This window comes from Brevibacillus sp. MER 51 (assembly GCF_023714195.1).
Taxonomy (GTDB): Bacteria; Bacillota; Bacilli; order Brevibacillales; family Brevibacillaceae; genus Brevibacillus.
Window position 1 is genome coordinate 59,860 of record NZ_JAMAUS010000004.1, and the last position, 19,095, is coordinate 78,954.

The window sequence follows — 19,095 nt, forward strand, 5'->3', positions numbered from 1 at the left end:
AATGCAAAAAGCGGATCGACAGAAAAAAGTCGTCGGTCCGCTCCAACTAATAAGCATGCTTAAACAATAGCTTCCACTTCAATTTCAACGAGCAGACGCGGGTCGATCAATGCCTTGACCTCGACCATCGTAGCGACAGGCTGAATCTCGCGGAAAAACTCCCCGTGTGCTTTTCCGATCTCTTCCCACTTGCTGATATCCGTAACAAACATCCGCGTTCTGACCACATGAGACAAGTCAGCATCTAATTCTTGCAATGCTTTTTCAATCGTCTCCAGGATAAATCTTGTTTGTTCATAGGCATTGCCCAAGCCAACGACTTCTCCGTCCTTCATGGCAGTGGTACCAGCCACTTCGATCCGGTCGCCTATTCGGATTGCGCGGCAATAGCCCACGACAGGCTCCCAAGGTGAACCCGTGAATACTTTCTTTCGATTCATAGTAGAATGCCCCCTCTCATTTCCGCAATAATTGGAATATACTACAAAAAGGAAAGGGAGTGGAGCGGTTTATGGACTCTTTTCTCACCCTTTTTTCCAAGTACAAGTGCTTGATCCACACTGCGTTTGGTCATGAAGAATACATTCGTGTGGCAAATAAGCTAAGTTCTCGTGGCATTCGTTTTCGCACACGCATTCACTCCCATGCGCTTCGTCATTTAGGGGGAGACATGGGGATGCTGCCCCAAGAAAAAGACCATAAGCAATATGATATCTATGTTGCGAGAAAAGACGAACACCAAGCACATTCAGCGATACATGCTCGGTGATAGATACCTGTACGAACCCGAATAACCTTCGATATAATGATGGGGATTCGTATGAAAATGGTAAACCGAGGAGGAACCAGTATGTCCGTACTAGAGGCACTCAAAAGCAGAAGAGCCGTGCGTAACTATATTCCAAAAGAAGTAGAAACCGAAAAAATCCAAGCGTTGCTAGATTGTGCAGTGTTAGCCCCGAACGACCGCTTGCGTCAGCCGTGGCATTTTTACGTAATCAGAGGAGAAGCGAAGCTGCGGTTCGAGGCAATCGCGAAGGAATTTTTGCTGGAGCGTTTTCCGACCAAGCCGAATCTCGTGCAGGATTCCTTGGCCGTCCTGGAAAAAACACCGCTCGTCATTGTTGCGACTGCTGATGTGATCCCAGGAGATGAAGCATCCTCAGAGGATAACGAATATGCGGTTTGCTGCGCGATTCACTCGATGTGGCTGGCAGCAAAGGAACTGGGACTGGGCATGGTATGGCGCACGAGAGGAGTCGGCTTGGTTCGCGACGAGCGCTTGCTGCAATTCCTTGGATCGCCTGAAAATAAAAAGGTCGTGGGCACGCTGTTTGTTGGCTATCCTGAGGCAGATGCTCCTGAGACTAGTAGGGTGGCAGCGGAAGAAAAGACGACCTGGCTGTAATGCTCCAGCTGGCTTCATTGAAAAACACGGAACGGAAAAGAAAAACTGGGTGAAGCACTGTAGTTGTTTGCAACCAAGTCCCCCCACACACGTATAAATGGTAAAGGTTACACCGTACATATCGAGGGGAGCTGTTAGATCATGTTTGGAAAGCTTGCCGCAGACGCGCTCGGCTTGAGCAATGTGGGAATCGTGGTAAAACCAGCGGATTACGACAAGGTAGACGCGGATGATTACATCTTGCACGAGGACCATGAGAAAATCTATTTTTTGATCAAATCAAAGTCGGATGAGTACTGCTTCACCAATCTGGGGCTGGTTCATCTGGATGGAACGAGTGCTACCAGCAAAAAACGCATGCTGCGCCGCTATTCCTACCATACACATCCGATCTCTAACGTGTATCTGGAAACAGCCGGAACCGTCGATTTGGATGTAGAAATCAAGTTCACGATGGGCAATGAGCACTACTCGATCGATGTTAACAAAAAGCATTTGGAGGAGCTAAAAGACCTCTACAAAGCCCTTGTGAAGATCGCTTCGATTATGCACGATAACGAAATTGCGCTTCAGCATGCAAAAGAAAGCCTCCACGTCGCCCAAAGCACACTGGGTCGCGTAACTGGCCAGCAAGCGGACGTAGCTTCACAATTCAAGTCCATCAACCAATACACCTTCGATTGGCTGGAGGACATCCGATACAAGTATGTCGTCAAAGATTTTGGTAAAGTCTTTGAAAAATACATTCATAACTAAACAGTAGCAACTAAGAGAAAAGAGCCTCTTTAAAGAGGCTCTTTTTGTATTCAAGCGAAATCTTCGGCAAGCCCCACTCCCAAAGCAGTTTGAAACGAGTACCCCAACAGCTGTTCGGGAAGGAGTGTCACATGTTTGGAAGGAGACCGCCCGAACAATGTGAGGAAAAAGGCGACTGGAAAACATGTGGCACTCCTTCCTCCCGACCACAGCAGCAGGAAGACAACGCTCTTTCAAGCTTTACTCCTTATGCAAAAGCTTGCCGATCTTGAGCGCCAGCTGGATTTGGAGCAACTCCTCCGAGTTTTTCAAATCCATGTTCAAAATCTCCTTGATCTTCTCGATCCGGTAAATAAACGTATTGCGGTGAATGAACATCGCTTTCGCCGCCTCACTGACGTTTTGATTGTACAGAAAGAAATTGTCCAAGGTCACCATAAGGCTGGTGCCTAACTCTTGATCATGCTCGTACAGTTTCCCGAGACGCTTCAAAAAGAAGTCTTCCAGTTCGATGTCCTTAATGTTGGAACCCAGGAAATGATAGACGGAGTAATCATCAAAATGAGAGACGTCGCCCTTGCTGTTGAACTTTTGCATCAGGCGGATCGCTTCATGTGCTTCGGTAAAGCTCTTATGCAGCGAAGCGATATTTTTATACTGACGTCCGACCCCAATAAAGAACAAGGTTTTCTTGATTTTATCCACGAGAGCGCTGTACAGCTCATTGGCGAATTGCTTGGCTTCACTTGCAGACACCACAGGACGATGTTCATTTTGTCCGATGAGAATGATGATTCGATTGTTTCGATAAAAGCAGGTCACCTCTCCCGGTGCTTTGCTCGCGTAATCATACACAAGATCCACGCATTTTTTTGCGATCCGGTCCAGCTCGTACTTGCGATCGATTATATCCTCCAAATTTTCCAGCTCAACTGGCTCAATATTAATAACCGTACAAAAATACATGTAGCTCGATTGCAGTCCGTGCAAATCACATAAGGTTTGCAGTGAGTCAGCCGAAGTGATTTTACCTGTGAGCAAGTCATCAAAAAAGTCTTGTCTGATCTTTAGCTTCACTTCCTCGATTTCCCTCGCCTTGATCCGCTCCAGCGCCACGATGGTGGATGCCTGTTCCAGCACGATGTAGTCAAATTCAGTCAGCTCCCACACAGTTTGCCAGACGACGATGTATCCGTAGATGTGATTGGCAACGGCAACGGGTAAAATCCTGCATTTAACCTCATAATCCTTCGCCTGGTAGATACGCTTGATAGACTTTTTAATTTGGCTAATATTTTTCGGGACGGATTCCGTGAAGTCACGGGTAAACACAGGTCTGTTTTTGATCAAGGTCAGGCAGGAGTCAAGCGGAATCGGATTGTGCCAGATTTCCGTGTAATGAAGCAGATGCCAGTCCTGATCCAGAATAAGGATGGGGTTGTTGATCGTCTCAGACAGCTCGGAGGCGATGCGATCCAGTCCGCCACCTTCCAGCGCAATGCGAAACAGGGCGTTATGCATGTCCAATGTTTTGCGGTTCAACAAATCATAGCGCCCGGAGGCTTTCTCATTAATAATGGCAATCACTTTCGACAGCGTGTATTCAAAAGGCAGGGCCAAGAGCGGCAGTCCATATTTGTTGGCATGATCAATCATGTTTTGGGGGATTTGATCGAAATAGCGATGCATCTTGATGCAGAGCCCGGAGCAGTTGATCTCCGCCAGTTCCTTGATGATTTTATTTTGCAGCTCGGGATTGTCCTTGAAAATATATCCGGTGGAGAGCAGTAATTCATTGGAAGACAGCCAGTCAAAAGCATCCGGGTTCTCCATGATATTGACGATGGAGATGACGTTATTGATGCCTTGCTCTCCCGCGATGATTTTGATGCCGTCTATGGATTGAATGGTAAGCAAATCTTTGATGGTCAGCACCCTGTTCACTCCTTTGCCACAAAGGGATTCCTGTAATTGTGCAATGTGCACAAGTGAACCTCGATTTTTTTAGTTTCCATACACAATGACGATTCCATTCACCCTGTCTAAAATAATGATGTAAGTACGGGGGCTTGTCTAATTGTTTTTTAAAAAGCAAGCACTCAGCCAATCTTGGCAGGTTGTTCCATCACGAGATCATGGAGGGCTTACTATGACAGACAAAAGCGTAGTACAAGCATTTCTCGAGGCAGCGGCTGAGGGGAATATCGAAGCACTGAAAAAGCATCTGGAGCAGGGCGTAGATATTAACGCAAGAAACAGACAAAAGCGTACAGCGATTTTGACTGCTGCCATGAACGACAAATTGGAAGCGGTATCGTTTTTGGTAGAAGCGGGTGCAGATGTAGATTTGCAGGATGAGACATGCTTCAACCCGTTCTTGTTCGGTTGCATCAACGGCAAGCTGGAGCTCGTCAAAATGATGATCAAGGCAGGAACAAACCTGGAGCTCTTGACTCGTTTTGGTGGCGTAGGGATTACACCAGCGTGCGAAAAAGGTCATGTGGACATCGTACGTGAGCTCGTAACGACGACGGACATCAACGTAAACCATACGAACTTTGTAGGTTGGACGCCACTCATCGAAGCGATCATTTTAGGCGATGGCGGTGAAAAGCAACAAACGATCATCAAACTGTTGATTGAGCATGGCTGCAATGTTCACATGGTAGATAAATACGGGGTAACACCGCTTGAGCTTGCGAGAAGAAAAGGCTACACCGCGATCGAGAAAATCTTGCTGGAAGCAGGAGCAAAGTAAAGCGTCCCATGTACATCCAGGCGTTGTCTGGCGATGCTGGTTTCCTTGAGCGTTTGGCACGAGCAAACTTTAGCGGGACCGTACACAGTATTTTTGAGCGCACGATCAATCTGAAATGCAGCGAAAACGGGGAATTGTACACCATTGGCAACCATCAGCTAGACAATGCACCCAACACGCTCATCATTGATGTAAAGGGCTTTTCAGAGCTGGGGCTGTCCGTTAACGCTCCGGTCATTACGGAAGATGATAGCTCGCTCGTTATTGGAGCGAATATACGAATATGGACTCAGCAAGCAACAAAGTGGGAAGGAGAGCTTCCTTCCTATCCTTGTGACATAGAAGGCGTAGATGTATTGCGCAGAAATGTGGCGTTCACGAAAAACTACGTGGACGTATACGGCAAGACGGGGGGCATGAAGATGTCCTCCCAACCTGCCAATCCGTTTGAGAAAGAGATGTCCCGTATGCTGATCCAGCGTGCAGGCATGCTTTCCGACGATCTGGCAAACAAACGCATAGAGTCAGCCACTCAGCATGCGATCAGTCTAATCGGGCTGGGGCCGGGCTTAACGCCATCGGGTGACGATTTTTTAGTGGGATTGTGCAGTGTATACAAAATGCAGAACATTTCCTCTTGTTTGTCATGCCCATTTTTCGATGAAATCGTCCGTTCGTCCCAGGCATTAACGAACGAAATCAGTGCGATCACGCTGAAAAAAGCAGTACATGGACAAGTAAGAGAGTCGTTAAATGACTTACTTTCATGCATGGTGTCTGGCTCCATGGAAGAGCTTGTCCCTGTTTTAGACAAAATCATCGGGATCGGCTCGTCGTCGGGTACGGATATCCTGCTTGGCATCCTATGTGGTTTGGAACGAAATCTTGAAGCTGGAGGTAATGTATGTCTACCAAAGTCGTAATCAATCAAAGCACGTATTTTGACTCGGTATCCCTGATGTCTCTATCTACAAAAGCGAATCAAATTGAAGGTGTCGAACAAGCGGTTATCGCGATGGGCACCGACATGAACAAAGAAGTATTGAAAAACGTTGGCTTGCTCACACCTGAGCTGGAAGCAGCGAAAACGAGCGACTTGATGATCGTGGTGAAGGCAGCGACAGACGAGCTGTGCGAGAGTGCTCTCATCGCCATCGAAGAACTGTTCAAGAAAAAGGGCGGCAGCAAATCCGCAACAGAGATCAAATATTCCACGATTGATTCTGCGGCAGCCAGCATTCCAGAGGCAAACCTCGCTGTCATCTCGGTAAACGGCGCATTTGCGGCGAGAGAAGCGAGAAAAGCATTGGAAAACGATCTGCACGTCATGCTGTTCAGCGACAACGTGAGTATCGAGGAGGAGATCGCCCTCAAGCAATTTGCGCATGAAAAAGGCCTCTTGATGATGGGACCTGACTGCGGTACGGCGATTATCGGCAATGTGGCACTGTGCTTCGGAAACGCTGTGAGAAAAGGCAACATCGGGATCGTAGGTGCATCTGGTACAGGAAGCCAAGAGGTGAGCGTGCGTATTCACGACTTCGGCGGCGGTATCACGCAGCTGATCGGAACAGGCGGTCGCGACCTCTCCGAGCAAGTCGGCGGCATCATGATGCTCGACGGAATCAAAGCACTGGAAGAGGATGAGGCGACAAAGGTCATCGTGCTCATTTCCAAACCGCCAGCACCAAGTGTTCAAGAAAAAGTGTTGGCCCAAGTGAAAAGCTGCAAAAAGCCTGTCGTTGTGTACTTCATTGGTGGAGAAGAAACCGCAGTTCTGGAAGCAGGCGGACATTTTGCCAAGACGAGCAAGGAGGCTGCCATCAAAGCAGTTGTGCTGGCTGGTGCCAACGAAGACGAGCTCAACAAGCGCGCTCTTAACTGGCCGCTGATTGAAGAAGTCCGGGCAAAGCTGTTACCTGAACAAAAATACATTCGGGGGCTGTTCTGCGGCGGTACACTGTGCGACGAAGCCATGTACCTCGCAATGGACAAGTATGAAGACGTATACAGCAACATCCAAAAGAAAGCGGACTACAAGCTGAAAAACATCCATGAGAGCAAGGCTCATACTTTCCTCGACATGGGTGATGACGACTTTACAAATGGCAAGCCGCATCCAATGATCGATCCTTCCACGCGCATCGCGAGATTTTTGGAAGAAGCGAAAGATCCTTCCGTCGGCGTCATTCTGATGGACTTCATCTTGGGCTTCGGTTCCCACGAAGATCCTGTCGGCGTGATGCTGCCAGCGATCATTGAAGCAAAAGCGCAGGCTGCCAAGGAAGGCAGACATCTGGAAATTCTGGGCTATGTGTTGGGTACTGACCTCGATACTCCGAACTTCGATGAGCAAGTGAAAAAGCTGATGGATGCGGGTGTAACGATTGCGAGCAGCAGCACGAACGCAGGTCTTCTGGCTAGAGAATTTGTTGCGAAAGGGGAATAATCATGAGCAAAATCAACGAGCTGTTTAACGGGAAAATTCATGCGATCAACGTAGGGATCGAGTTTTTCAAAGACGATATCATCAAGCAAAATGCGAATGCGTCTCATCTGGATTGGAAGCCACCAGGCGGCGGAAAGCCTGAGCTGATTATAGCTCTCGACAGACTGGAAAATGCAGCTGTTGCGGAGAAAATCGCGGCGGCAAACAAGCTGGCGGTAGAGCGAATCATCAACTCCCAGCCAATGCTTGTTGGCTTCGACCAAGCGATCAATGTGGTACCAGGCATGACGAAAACCACGATTCTGCACGCAGGTCCGCCTATTACTTGGGACAAAATGTGCGGAGCAATGAAAGGTGCCGTAACCGGAGCAATCGTATTCGAGGGCTTGGCAAAAGACATCGAGGAAGCTGAACAGGTAGCTGCTTCCGGCGCAATCACGTTCTCTCCATGCCACGAACACAACTGCGTAGGCTCCATGGCAGGTGTGACATCCGCTTCAATGTTCATGCATGTGGTGAAAAACAAGACGTATGGCAACATCGCTTACACCAACCTGAGTGAGCAAATGGCTAAAATTTTGCGCATGGGTGCCAACGATGAAAGTGTCATCGCTCGTCTGAACTGGATGCGCGATGTATTGGGACCAATGCTGCGTGATGCGATGAAAATTGCAGGTGAAATCGATCTGCGTCTCATGCTGGCGCAAGCACTGCACATGGGTGATGAATGCCACAACCGCAACAACGCAGGTACGAGCTTGTTGATTCAAGCGTTGACTCCGTACATTTTGGAGACAGATTTCACAAAAGAGCAAAAGCGCGAAGTGTTCGAATTCGTAGCGAGCAGCGATTACTTCTCTGGCCCGACATGGATGGCGATGTGCAAATGCGCGCTGGATGCAGCACATGGAATCGAAAACAGCACGATTGTCACCACAATGGCGCGCAATGGGGTAGAGTTCGGTATTCGTGTAAGCGGCATGGCTGGCAACACATGGTTTACTGGACCAGCACAAAAGGTAATTGGTCCGATGTTTGCAGGCTACAAGCCAGAGGATTCCGGCTTGGATATCGGGGACAGTGCGATCACCGAAACATATGGGATCGGTGGCTTCGCGATGGCGGCAGCTCCAGCGATTGTTGCGCTCGTAGGCGGAACGGTTGAAGAAGCGATCGGCTTCTCCACCACGATGAAAGAAATCACCACAGCCGAAAATCCAAACGTCACGATTCCACTCTTGGACTTTAGCGGAGTACCGACGGGAATCGATATTCGCCAGGTGATCCAAACAGGCATTCTGCCGATTATCAACACCGCCATTGCGCATAAAGATGCAGGCATCGGCATGATCGGTGCGGGTATTACGTATCCGCCGATGGAAGCTTTTGAAAAGGCATTGCTCGCAGTGACGGAAACGATTAGCCAATAGCTTTTCATCCTAGGTGACTCAGCTTTCGCAGCAAAAGAAGGTTGCGAAAGCTGAGTTGAAAGAGGAAGGTGAATGAACATGGGACAGGCAAACGTAAAGGAATCATATGAAGAATTCAAGTCCTATGGATACGCGGACGATATTTTGCCAAAGACTTCCGAAAATCGAGATTGGGGCACCTTTAACTACGTGACCGTATGGATGGGCGCTGTGCACAATCTCATGTCGTACATGACGGTAGCCGGATTCTTTGTCCTCGGATTATCCGTTCCGCAAGTCTTGTGGGCAGTCATGATTGCTGCCTTGATTGTTTCGGCTGGCTATGTGTTGAATGGCTATGCGGGAACGAAGTACGGGATTGGCTATTCGATGCTGTTGCGCAGCTCCTTTGGGGTAAAAGGCTCGGTCATTCCTGCTATATGTCGCGGGCTTATCGCTGGTGTTGTGTTTTTTGGGACAAAAACAATTATTGGCGCACAATCCTTTAATGTCATTTTTGAGAAAATATTCCCTGGGTATATGAATATGGTTCCAGGCTTTGATTTTCTCGGATTAGATTTCCCGACGATGCTTTCTTATGTGATCCTTTGGGTCATTACAGTTGGATTGTTTTTAGGTGGAATGAAAATTCTCAGTCTGTTTAGTAAATGGTCTTCACCGATCATCTATATTTTCATCGTAGGTGCAGCGATTTGGGCGATCAGCGTTGCTGGTGGATTTGGTCCGATTTTTGCCTATGCTCCTGTCAAACCGATGGAGAATTGGCTTGTATTTATCGCATGTGTGAGTGCATTGGTATCGAACTGGGGTGGCCCGATTGTCAATATCGCAGACCTTACGCAAAGGGCAAAACACCCGAAAGCTCCGATGATTGGTCTGCCGCTTGGAATGATTGCATCCTACATCCTGTTTGGAATTACGTGTGTAGGATTATTGGTTGGAACGCAAATTGCGTTTGGCATCAAAGACTTTAATGTCGTCGCTGCCATTAATCAAATTGGGAATCCGGTTGCCGTCATTATTTTGTTGCTGGCACTGAATATAGGTTCGACGAGCTATGTTGTGTTTGGGAATTTGCTTCCATCTGGACTGCAAATGACAGCGCTTCTTCCGAAAATGTTTACAGTGAAATCAGCGGCTATCTTGACAGCTGTATTGGGGACTGTCATTTTACCTTGGAAGCTGGTAAATGGTACGGCTGCGCTATATATGTTCTATAGCTTTATCGGCTCCATGTACGGTCCAATTACGGGGATCATGCTGGTCAGTTTCTTCATTGAAAGAAAAAGAAAGCTGGATTTATCTGCGATCTACGTAAAACCGGGTGAAAATGGAGAATTCAAGAACGGCTTTAATATGGTGGCATGCGGCGTACTGATCGTCAGCTTCTTGATTACGTTATCCGGCTCTTTCTTGCCAAATGTGCCACTATTGGCAAACATCAGCAAGTCAGCATTCCTTAGCGGGTCGATCATATCCGGCGTTTTATACGCGCTGTGCTATAAATGGAACAAACCAAGCACGATCACGCAGAGTGAAACAACTGCAAAAGTATCTTAACAAAGGGAGAAGTGCCCAGTGGAAAAACTCGTTATTGTTGCAATCGGCGGCAACTCATTGGTTAAGGATAATGGTCGCAACACGATTCAAGACCAGTATGAAGCCGTATGTGAAACCGCAGCAAATATAGCAGATATGGTGCAAGAAGGGTACAACGTAGTCGTTACTCATGGCAACGGACCGCAGGTTGGATTTGCTTTGCAACGATGCGAAATCGCCAATGAAGTGTCCGGGATGCCTACGATCCCGCTGGTCAATTGCGTGGCGGATACACAGGGCGGAATCGGCTACCAAATCCAGCAGGCACTCACCAACGAATTCGCCAAAAGAGGAATCAACAAAAAGGTTGCGAGCGTCATCACACAGGTAGAGGTCAGCAAGGATGATCCGAACTTCCAAAATCCAACGAAGCCAGTCGGCTCCTTCTTCACGCTGGAGCAGGCGGAAGAGATGCGCAAAGAGCATCCAGACTGGGTATTTATCGAGGATTCCGGTCGCGGCTACAGAAGAGTGGTTCCTTCTCCAAAGCCAATCGACATCGTGGAAAAAGACGCAATCAAATCGTTGATAGAAGCGGGATATGTGGTAGTCGCTGTTGGCGGAGGCGGTATTCCGGTTGTGAAATCGGGCGAAAATACGTACGATGGGATTGATGCTGTCATCGACAAGGATTTTGCCACCAGCTTGCTGGCTGAGCAAATCGATGCACAGACACTGATCATTACGACAGGTGTTCCGCAGGTATGCATTAACTTCGGCAAGCCGGATCAAAAGGCGCTGGAGCGCATCACGGTAGAGGAAACGAAGCAATACGTTCGTGAAGAGCATTTCGCAAAAGGCAGCATGCTGCCAAAAATTGAGGCAAGCCTGAGCTTTTTGGAGAAAAACGGGTCAAGCGTGATCATTACGAACCCGGAGAGCTTAAAGGATGCGATTACGAACAAAGCAGGGACACACATCGTAAAATAAAGGCCTCTTGAGGGAGGAAGCAAGTCTATGGATTACATGAAGCTGGCAGTGGAAAAAACGATGGAAGGCATGAACAACAAGCTCGGAGGACCTTTTGGAGCGGCTGTCGTGAAAGGGAACGAAATCATCGCCGTATGCAGTAATCGCATGATGGCAGATATGGACCCGTCCCAGCACGCAGAGATGGTAGCCATTCGCGAAGCGTGCAAGACGCTGGGCACGATGGACCTGACAGGCTGCGAAATTTATGCGACATGCGAGCCTTGCCCGATGTGCGTGGGCGCTATCATTTGGTCCGGGATCAAGGTTGTTCATTACTGCTCAACTGCGGAGGATGCGCATGAGAACGGTTTTTCGGATAAGCATCTTCGCGACTATTTTTCCGGTAAGAATCCGAGTGTTTTGAACATGATCAAGGTGGAGAAGCGTGAGGACTGCGATCAGTTGTTTACGTACTATCACAAGCTGAACCAAGCGTAGAAGGTAACTGAATAGCAGATAAGAAACACGGATGTAAGGGCCTTAAAAGGCCCTTTTTCTCTTTGTTATTTTCCCTGTATCTTACGCCATGATTTCTTCTCTATTAAAGGTGCGTAGGCTTGTCTCGCGTAAGTTGAGGTGACAATTTTTACCTAACATCGTCTTATTGTGAGAGCTTCAACGTCAAGAGAAAATGGAGGATATACGTATGACCTCTCAAAGGCGTTATCCTGTACTGGCAAGGAGCGCACTCCTAACAGCCACACTGCTCCTGTCACCAGCCACGGGCACAGTCACGGCAGATCAGACAGGGAACCAACAAGCTGCAGCTCATCTTCAGGAAAATCAGCTTAGCGAAAAGGCAAAACGAACAGAGCAAAAGCTGCAAATGCTCTTCCCAGCTCTCGATGACACATCAAGACATATTACCTTGGAAACGAAAGACCAGCCTGTGTACGAGATCCGTTATGAAAAGAATAATGAATTCTTTGCCAGAGCCTATATCCATGCAGAAACCGGGAAACTGCTCACGTATTTATTGGATGACAAGGATCTTGAAAATCCTGATGACAAGCTGGCCTATAAGAGCGCCGATACCTTCATGGAGGGGTGGATCGGTGAAATGCGTAGCCTGTACAAGGTAACGCGGGCTCCTGCAGGGGATGTCATCTATACCCGCTATGTAAATGGCATTGAGGTAGTTGGCGATGAGTTTCGGTTGTCAGTAAACAGTACGGGACAGGTAACCCACGTTTCGGGAGGAGAAAACACGCTGACAAACATCGATCCAGCTGACTTCCTCCCCCCAGCCCAGGCGATGAAGAAAGATCAGCTCAGTCACTTTATCGCACCCCGCCTGCAACTTATGTACACCCATGACGAAAATCAGACCGATCTCGTCTACTCCTCTGTAGACTCCGGTTATATAGACGCAGTAACAGGAGCTAAGCTGCTCACTATTCGGAAATACGGAAACTGGAGGTGGAAACCAATCTCCCTCACGCCTGGTGGAAAGGTATTAAAGGTCACGAATGAGCAGGAGGCAGTGCGGATTTACGAAAGCGAGTTTGGTATGAGCTTGAAGGGTAGTACCTTAAACGGCTTCCATAACGAGATGGAGAGTATCTATTTTTCCCCTGATGAAAAGGAGTTATTAGTTGCGAAGGATGGTGATGTGATCGGATTTACAAGCTATTCGAACGCCCCACCCCAAAAAGGGAAGGCAACATTGTCGGAAAAGCAGGTTCTTGAGAAAGCTGTTCAGTTCATGCAACCATATCTCAAACAGGAAGAAAAGGAGTTCTACTACATATTGAATACTGATGAGGAGAATCCAAATAAATATGAAGTAAAGTTTGTGCCATCTGTTGAGGGACTACCGCTTGTATACGGACGATGCATTGTTATTAGGGTGAATGGATTCACAGGGAAAATCATCGGGTACTTTCAAGTGCTCGACCAAAAGCCCGCCAAGCTCCCGGATAAGAGGAAGGCTGTCTCCATAGATGCAGCAGCCAAGGCCCTGCTGGCGAAACCCACTGAACTGCGATACATCTACCCATTCGTTAATGGTGAGAGGTTAGCCAAACCGGTTCTTGCCTATTACATCGTTGGTAACAATATCAATGCCCTGACAGGTAAGGTCGAAGAGTAGGACTCACGGATGTTGTCATGCAGAAACTGGTATGTTAAAATCGTTCTGACAATTAACGATAGGAGTTGAAGAGGATAATGTAATCATTCTTGCCACTTTTTTAAAGAATAAAGCAGCATTTGTCTTATTCTTTATTGGCAAGATCGTTACCTTATTCTTTTCACTCAGAAAATATATCCTGTTTATACCCTGCAACGGGTTGGATGTGCCGTATTTTTTGAGCTGCAAGAAAGGTAACTTTCTTGTAGCTCTTTTTTATTTTGACAAGAGATAAGCCATTTCTAGGAGGATGAAAGCGATGGAGATTGAGGTTGTAGATGATTATGTGAACCGGTTCCAATTGGATGAAGCGGTTCACAAAAAAACTAATCAGTTGCCGGAGATTTACCAATTTATCGACAGATGCACGTAGTCATCTGCAAACGTATGCGCTTTTTCTATATAGATGAATAACGTGTCATAGCGCCAATTGACGGTTGCTTTATATGGTTTCTCCGGCAGTAAGGAGAAGACATGAAACTAACCTCTAAATATGAAACGATTCGGCGAATATTGTCTGAATGCAAGCAGCCCGAGTATCGGTTTGCTCAGATTATGGACGCCATTTTCAGGCAAAACATCGGCGAATACGAACGGATGACCATACTACCCAAATTTTTGCGCGACGAGTTGAACCGGGTACTTGGACCGAACGTTTGCAATATCGCTCCGGTAAAGGAACTCACGTCGAAACAGGTTAGCAAGGTGCTGTTTGCGATTCCCGGCGACGAACAGGTCGAGGCCGTACGACTTACTTATGAGCGGGGGTGGAAATCGTATTGTATTTCCACACAGTGCGGTTGCGGATTCGGGTGCAAGTTTTGTGCAACCGGTACCATTGGTCTGAAACGAAATCTGACCGCAGATGAGATTACCGACCAATTGCTGTATTTTCGCTTGAACGGCCACTCTTTGGACAGCATCTCATTTATGGGCATGGGGGAGGCGCTAGCAAACCCGCATATTTTTGATGCGATGGCGATATTGACCGATCCTTCTCTCTTCGGTTTAGGACATCGACGAATTACGATTTCCACGATCGGCCTGTTGCCGGGGATTGACAAGCTGACGCGGGAGTTTCCCCAGGTCAATCTAACCTTCTCGCTGCATTCGCCGTTTGACGATCAGCGAAGCGAGCTGATGCCGATAAACGACCGATTCCCAGTCCGCGACGTACTGATGGCATTGGATCGTCACATCCGGGAAACAGGGAGAAAGGTATATATTGCGTATATTCTTCTTCGTGGAGTAAACGACTCGACGGCGCATGCGGAAGCAGTTGCCGAGTTGCTACGGGGAAGGGGATCTTGGGAACATCTCTACCACGTTAACCTGATTCCATTCAATTCGACCGAAGTTACGCCAGATAGCTATCGGCAATCTGATCCTTCTGGGATTAAAGCATTTGTTCGGGTCCTGAAGTCAAAGGGGATAAGCGTCACGGTCCGAACTCAATTCGGATCGGACATTAACGCGGCATGCGGCCAGCTATACCGGTCTGAATAATCGATGTAGGAAATTAAAATATATTACGCGGGACGCAGCGGGTCTGTTATTTATGCGTCCCTATATATGGGAGATAGTGGTATATTAGATTATAATCGAGATGGTAAGTGATAGAGGGGGACATGCCATGAAGAAACGCCGCGTATTATTGCTCGGGGCTAGCGGCTACTTGGGAAGTCAAATCTATCAGGAGCTTTTGCGGGATAATGCCATTGATCTGATGGGTACATGCTTTGCTGCACAAGCTGTCCATCAATTGCTTCGGGTCGATGTGACTGACACCCCTTCTTTTTCAGCGATACTGCAAGAGCTTGCACCACATGTTGTTATTTGGGCGTTGATGAGTGCAACAGATGAACGAGAGCTAATAGAAAAAGGCTTGGATGTTCTGCTTTCTCAGTTGCCGGAAAAGAGCAAATTCATCTTCATCTCCACAGACGGTATTTTCGGAAGAGGGACAGGCTCTTATCGGGAACAAGATCATCCCGAGCCATTAGAAGAGAGAAATCAGTTAGCTGCTTATTCGAATGCCAAAATACGAGGGGAAGCACGCATTCGTGAGCGGCATCCCAATCATGTCATCGTGCGAGTGGGCCCGATCTATGGTCGCAATGCAGTTGGGAAATGGGATAAACGCGTAGCTTCGATGTATGCAGAGCTGGAAGCTGGCAGAGAAGTAAGCCGGTCAGGTAATTTGCACAAGACGTTTGTCCATGTGGAAGATGTGGGAAAGGCCATCCACGAATTGCTGCACAGCTCCTATCTTGGAACTCTTCATCTCGGTCCAGCAAAGAAAGAGAGTTATTATTCTTTTTACAAAAAGATGGCTCTGACATTAGGGCTGAATGCTGATGGTGTAAAAGAAGCCTTGTTAACAGAAGTGGAGGCGCTGGAACGAGGGATTCCGTTGGACACTTCGTTATGTACGAAAAAGGCGCATGAACTACTACAAACCCGTTTTCGTCAGGCGTGATGGGAAAACGCGAATGGAAACGATAACGATAAAGGAGAGTAGAGAACAATGAAAACAATCGGATTAATTGGCGGCATGAGCTGGGAGTCCTCCTTGGTCTACTATCGTTTGATCAATGAAACCGTCAAGGAGCGGCTGGGCGGTTTGCATTCGGCAAAAAGCATTATGTATTCTGTTGATTTTGCCGAGATCGAAGAAATGCAACGAGAAGGACGATGGGAAGAAGCCGGCGAGCGGATGGCGCTTGCGGCGAAAAGTCTGGAAGCGGCAGGAGCCGACCTGATTGTTCTCTGCACAAATACGATGCACAAGTTGGCGTATGCCATCGAAGAAGCTACTAGCCTGCCTTTTCTTCATATCGCGGATGCGACAGCGCAAGCGATCGCGAGCCACGGACATAAACGAGTGGCACTGCTTGCGACGCAGTTTACGATGGAGCAGGATTTCTATACAGGGCGTCTGCGTGATGTTCATGGATTAGAGGTATTGCTGCCGGATGAACAAGAACGAAAACTCGTCCATGAGATTATTTACAATGAGCTGTGTGTCGGGATCATTCGCGAAGAATCCAAACGTACCTACCAGGCGATTATTGAGCGATTGGTCAAGGAAGGCGCTGAGGCAGTCATCCTCGGTTGCACGGAAATCGGCCTATTGATCACAGCGCAGGATTGCACGGTCCCGGTATTTGATACGACTGCGATTCATGCAGAGGCGGCTGTAGAGGCTGCTTTGCAGTAGTTGATACGCTAAAACAAAAGACTGAGTTCATCCCATTTGCTATTGGAATGGATGACTCAGTCTTTTGTTTTGTGCAAACGTACATGTTTATAAAACCAATAAAACACAACTAAACACACATAAAAACAATCAATTTACGTTGTGTTCATATTCGCTTAATATTTCCCCCGTAAGATTGGTGTCGTAGGAACCAAGAAATGAACATTCCGCAAAGAGGAGAGGTTCTCATGAAGAAATGGCATTATCCTTTACTTGCATCCGTTCTATCAATCGCGTTTTTAGCAGGATGTGGACAAGCACCAGGGTCACAACCAAACACACAAACTTCCACAAAGGAAAGTACAAACGCCTCCGGAGAGATTACCGTTTATACAGCGCTGGAGGATGACCAGATCAAAACATATTTGGAATCCTTCAAAGCGAAATATCCAGATGTAAAGGTCAATATCGTCCGCGATTCCACAGGAATCATCACAGCAAAGCTGCTGGCGGAAAAAGACAATCCACAAGCAGACGTCGTATGGGGAACGGCAGCGACAAGCCTGCTTGTACTCGAACAGCAAGGCATGCTCGAAGGCTATTCGCCGAAAGGAATCGAGAAGGTATCCCCGGAGTTTAAGGATTCCAAGGTACCTGCAAGCTGGGTAGGAATCGATGCATGGGAGACTGCGATCGCAGTCAATACCAAGGAGCTGGAAAAACGCAATTTGCCAATCCCGCGTTCATACGAAGACCTGATCAAGCCGGAGTACAAAGGGCTGATCGTGATGCCGAATCCAGCGTCTTCTGGAACCGGGCTTCTCACCGTCAACGGAATCATGCAATTAAAAGGGGAGAAAGAAGGCTGGGCGTACCTCGACAAGCTGCATGAAAACATGGCGATCTACACGCATTCCGGCTCGAAGCCAGCGAAAATGGCCGCATCTGGCGAATATCCAATCGGCATTTCCTTTGGCTACCGTTCGATTACTGAGAAGAAAAAAGGCGCGCCCGTGGAAGTCGTCTTTCCAACAGAAGGCTCGGGTTGGGATGTAGAGGCGAATGCCTTGATCAAAAAGAGTCAGATCAAGCCAGAATCCAAGCTGTTCTTGGACTGGGCTATCTCGGATGAAGTCATGAAAGCCTACAACCAGAACTTCGCCATCGTCAGTGTCAAGCAAGAAGGCGCGACGCTCCCGGAAGGCTACGCAGTAGATCCGATCAAGCAATTAATCAAGCTCGACCTGAATCAAGCCGCACAAAATCGTGACAACGTCTTGGCGGAGTGGGAAAAACGATACGCGACCAAGAGTGAACCCAAGTAAGCAGTGAGGAGAACAGCATGACACAATCCTATCTATCCATTCAAGGGGTCAGTAAACGCTTTGGTTTGTTTGCCGCATTGGAGCACATTTCCATCGAAATTGACAAGAATGAATTTGTTTGTCTGCTCGGTCCCAGTGGCTGCGGTAAAACGACATTACTGAGAATGCTGGCTGGATTGGAACAGCCGACAACAGGCAAGATGATCTTGGGAGGCAGGGAGATTACTTCTCTGCCTCCTGCAAAAAGAAACATTGCGATGATGTTCCAATCTTACGCCTTGTTTCCCAATTTGACGGCTGCCGAAAACATTGCCTTTGGTCTGCAAGAAAAGAAGCTCGGGAAAAAAGAGATCGCAGCCAAAGTAGAAGAGGCGCTAGACATGGTTGATTTGTCTCATGCCGCCGCCAAATATCCCAGCCAGCTCTCAGGCGGTCAACAGCAGCGAATTGCCTTGGCGCGAGCGATTGCACTATCGCCGGATATCTTGCTTTTAGATGAACCATTATCAGCATTGGACGCAAAGGTAAGACAAAAGCTGCGCCGGGAGATTCGGCGTTTGCATGAGCAGTACGGCATGACTACCGTGATGGTCACCCATGACCAGGATGAGGCATTAACCATGGCTGACAAGATCGTCGTCATGGATCACGGCGAGGTCGTTCAGGTAGGTACACCCGAGGAGATCTATAACAGACCAGCGACTCCGTTTGTTGCTGATTTTATCGGAGCGATCAACTTTTTTGAGTACAGTCGCTTTGAGAATGCGCAATCTGATCCGAATCGCTTACTTGCGATCAGACCGGAGCATGTGCGGCTTTTGCAGCAAGAATCCGAATGCACCTTGCCTGCGACTATTTCCGAAATAGAATTTCGCGGTGCTTTTTATCGAATCTTTCTGGAGTGGCAAGAGGAAGGTCAGATAAAAAAAGAGCTTCTGACAATCGATTTAATAGCGGCCGAGGCACAAAGACTTGGAATTGCCCGAGGCAAAAAGGTGTGGCTGGAGTTTCCGCTGGAGAATTTGCTGTCATTTGAGCATGCGCCAACCATAGAGGGACAGGAGTGAG

17 protein-coding genes are annotated in these 19,095 nt (G+C 47.9%); 15 read left to right on the forward strand and 2 right to left on the reverse strand.

Annotated elements, in window-relative coordinates; all coding sequences use genetic code 11:
- Positions 1-59: 59 nt before the first annotated feature.
- Positions 60-440, reverse strand: coding sequence for a RidA family protein (locus tag M3630_RS10040; protein ID WP_251251994.1), 381 nt, complete (start codon positions 438-440; stop codon positions 60-62).
- A 410-nt stretch (positions 441-850) separates the two neighbouring features.
- On the opposite strand from M3630_RS10040, the gene M3630_RS10045 reads away from it, so the two are divergent.
- Positions 851-1,408, forward strand: coding sequence for a nitroreductase family protein (locus M3630_RS10045; protein ID WP_173612009.1), 558 nt, complete (start codon positions 851-853; stop codon positions 1,406-1,408).
- Positions 1,409-1,549: 141 nt separating this feature from the next.
- Positions 1,550-2,164 (forward strand): PH domain-containing protein, encoded by a 615-nt coding sequence (locus tag M3630_RS10050; protein WP_173612008.1) that lies wholly within the window; start codon positions 1,550-1,552, stop codon positions 2,162-2,164.
- A gap of 240 nt (positions 2,165-2,404) precedes the next feature.
- Here M3630_RS10050 and M3630_RS10055 read toward each other — a convergent pair whose 3' ends face one another.
- On the reverse strand, positions 2,405-4,099 hold the full coding sequence (locus M3630_RS10055) for a PucR family transcriptional regulator (protein WP_251251995.1): 1,695 nt from the start codon (positions 4,097-4,099) through the stop codon (positions 2,405-2,407).
- Between the two features lie 214 nt (positions 4,100-4,313).
- Here M3630_RS10055 and M3630_RS10060 point away from each other — a divergent pair, with 214 nt between their 5' ends.
- The 13 genes from M3630_RS10060 to M3630_RS10120 all read left to right on the forward strand — a co-directional run bounded on the left by M3630_RS10060 (position 4,314) and on the right by M3630_RS10120 (position 19,094).
- A complete protein-coding gene (locus M3630_RS10060; RefSeq protein ID WP_251251996.1) occupies positions 4,314-4,922 on the forward strand; it encodes an ankyrin repeat domain-containing protein in 609 nt (202 codons plus the stop codon).
- 8 nt (positions 4,923-4,930) lie between these two features.
- Positions 4,931-5,845, forward strand: a complete 915-nt coding sequence (locus M3630_RS10065; protein WP_251251997.1) for an oxamate carbamoyltransferase subunit AllH family protein — start codon at positions 4,931-4,933, stop codon at positions 5,843-5,845.
- Positions 5,827-7,371 carry an acyl-CoA synthetase FdrA gene (gene fdrA / locus M3630_RS10070; RefSeq protein ID WP_251251998.1) on the forward strand — a complete coding sequence of 515 codons (1,545 nt, stop codon included), beginning with the start codon at positions 5,827-5,829 and terminating at the stop codon, positions 7,369-7,371. Before M3630_RS10065 ends, fdrA begins: the two co-directional genes overlap by 19 nt.
- A 2-nt stretch (positions 7,372-7,373) precedes the next feature.
- Positions 7,374-8,801 carry a YlbE family protein gene (locus tag M3630_RS10075; RefSeq protein ID WP_251251999.1) on the forward strand — a complete coding sequence of 476 codons (1,428 nt, stop codon included), beginning with the start codon at positions 7,374-7,376 and terminating at the stop codon, positions 8,799-8,801.
- A gap of 78 nt (positions 8,802-8,879) precedes the next feature.
- Entirely contained in the window at positions 8,880-10,361 is a 1,482-nt protein-coding gene (locus tag M3630_RS10080; protein WP_251252227.1) for a cytosine permease, read from the forward strand.
- 18 nt (positions 10,362-10,379) lie between these two features.
- Positions 10,380-11,330: a carbamate kinase gene (arcC, locus tag M3630_RS10085; protein ID WP_173612003.1), complete on the forward strand. Its 951-nt coding sequence runs from the start codon at positions 10,380-10,382 to the stop codon at positions 11,328-11,330.
- Between the two features lie 27 nt (positions 11,331-11,357).
- Positions 11,358-11,810 (forward strand): nucleoside deaminase, encoded by a 453-nt coding sequence (locus tag M3630_RS10090; protein WP_251252000.1) that lies wholly within the window; start codon positions 11,358-11,360, stop codon positions 11,808-11,810.
- Between the two features lie 208 nt (positions 11,811-12,018).
- Positions 12,019-13,464, forward strand: a complete 1,446-nt coding sequence (locus tag M3630_RS10095) for a YcdB/YcdC domain-containing protein (protein ID WP_251252001.1) — start codon at positions 12,019-12,021, stop codon at positions 13,462-13,464.
- Between the two features lie 513 nt (positions 13,465-13,977).
- The gene (locus M3630_RS10100) at positions 13,978-15,009 is read left to right on the forward strand and encodes a Cfr family 23S rRNA (adenine(2503)-C(8))-methyltransferase (RefSeq protein WP_251252002.1); all 1,032 of its coding nucleotides are present in this window, start codon (positions 13,978-13,980) and stop codon (positions 15,007-15,009) included.
- A 127-nt stretch (positions 15,010-15,136) separates the two neighbouring features.
- Positions 15,137-15,982, forward strand: a complete 846-nt coding sequence (locus tag M3630_RS10105; protein ID WP_251252003.1) for a sugar nucleotide-binding protein — start codon at positions 15,137-15,139, stop codon at positions 15,980-15,982.
- A 48-nt stretch (positions 15,983-16,030) separates the two neighbouring features.
- Complete coding sequence (locus tag M3630_RS10110; RefSeq protein WP_251252004.1) at positions 16,031-16,723, forward strand: aspartate/glutamate racemase family protein; 693 nt, start codon at positions 16,031-16,033, stop codon at positions 16,721-16,723.
- 227 nt (positions 16,724-16,950) lie between these two features.
- Positions 16,951-18,027, forward strand: coding sequence for a putative 2-aminoethylphosphonate ABC transporter substrate-binding protein (locus M3630_RS10115; protein ID WP_251252005.1), 1,077 nt, complete (start codon positions 16,951-16,953; stop codon positions 18,025-18,027).
- A 17-nt stretch (positions 18,028-18,044) separates the two neighbouring features.
- Positions 18,045-19,094, forward strand: coding sequence for a putative 2-aminoethylphosphonate ABC transporter ATP-binding protein (locus M3630_RS10120; protein ID WP_251252006.1), 1,050 nt, complete (start codon positions 18,045-18,047; stop codon positions 19,092-19,094).
- Position 19,095: the final 1 nt, after the last annotated feature.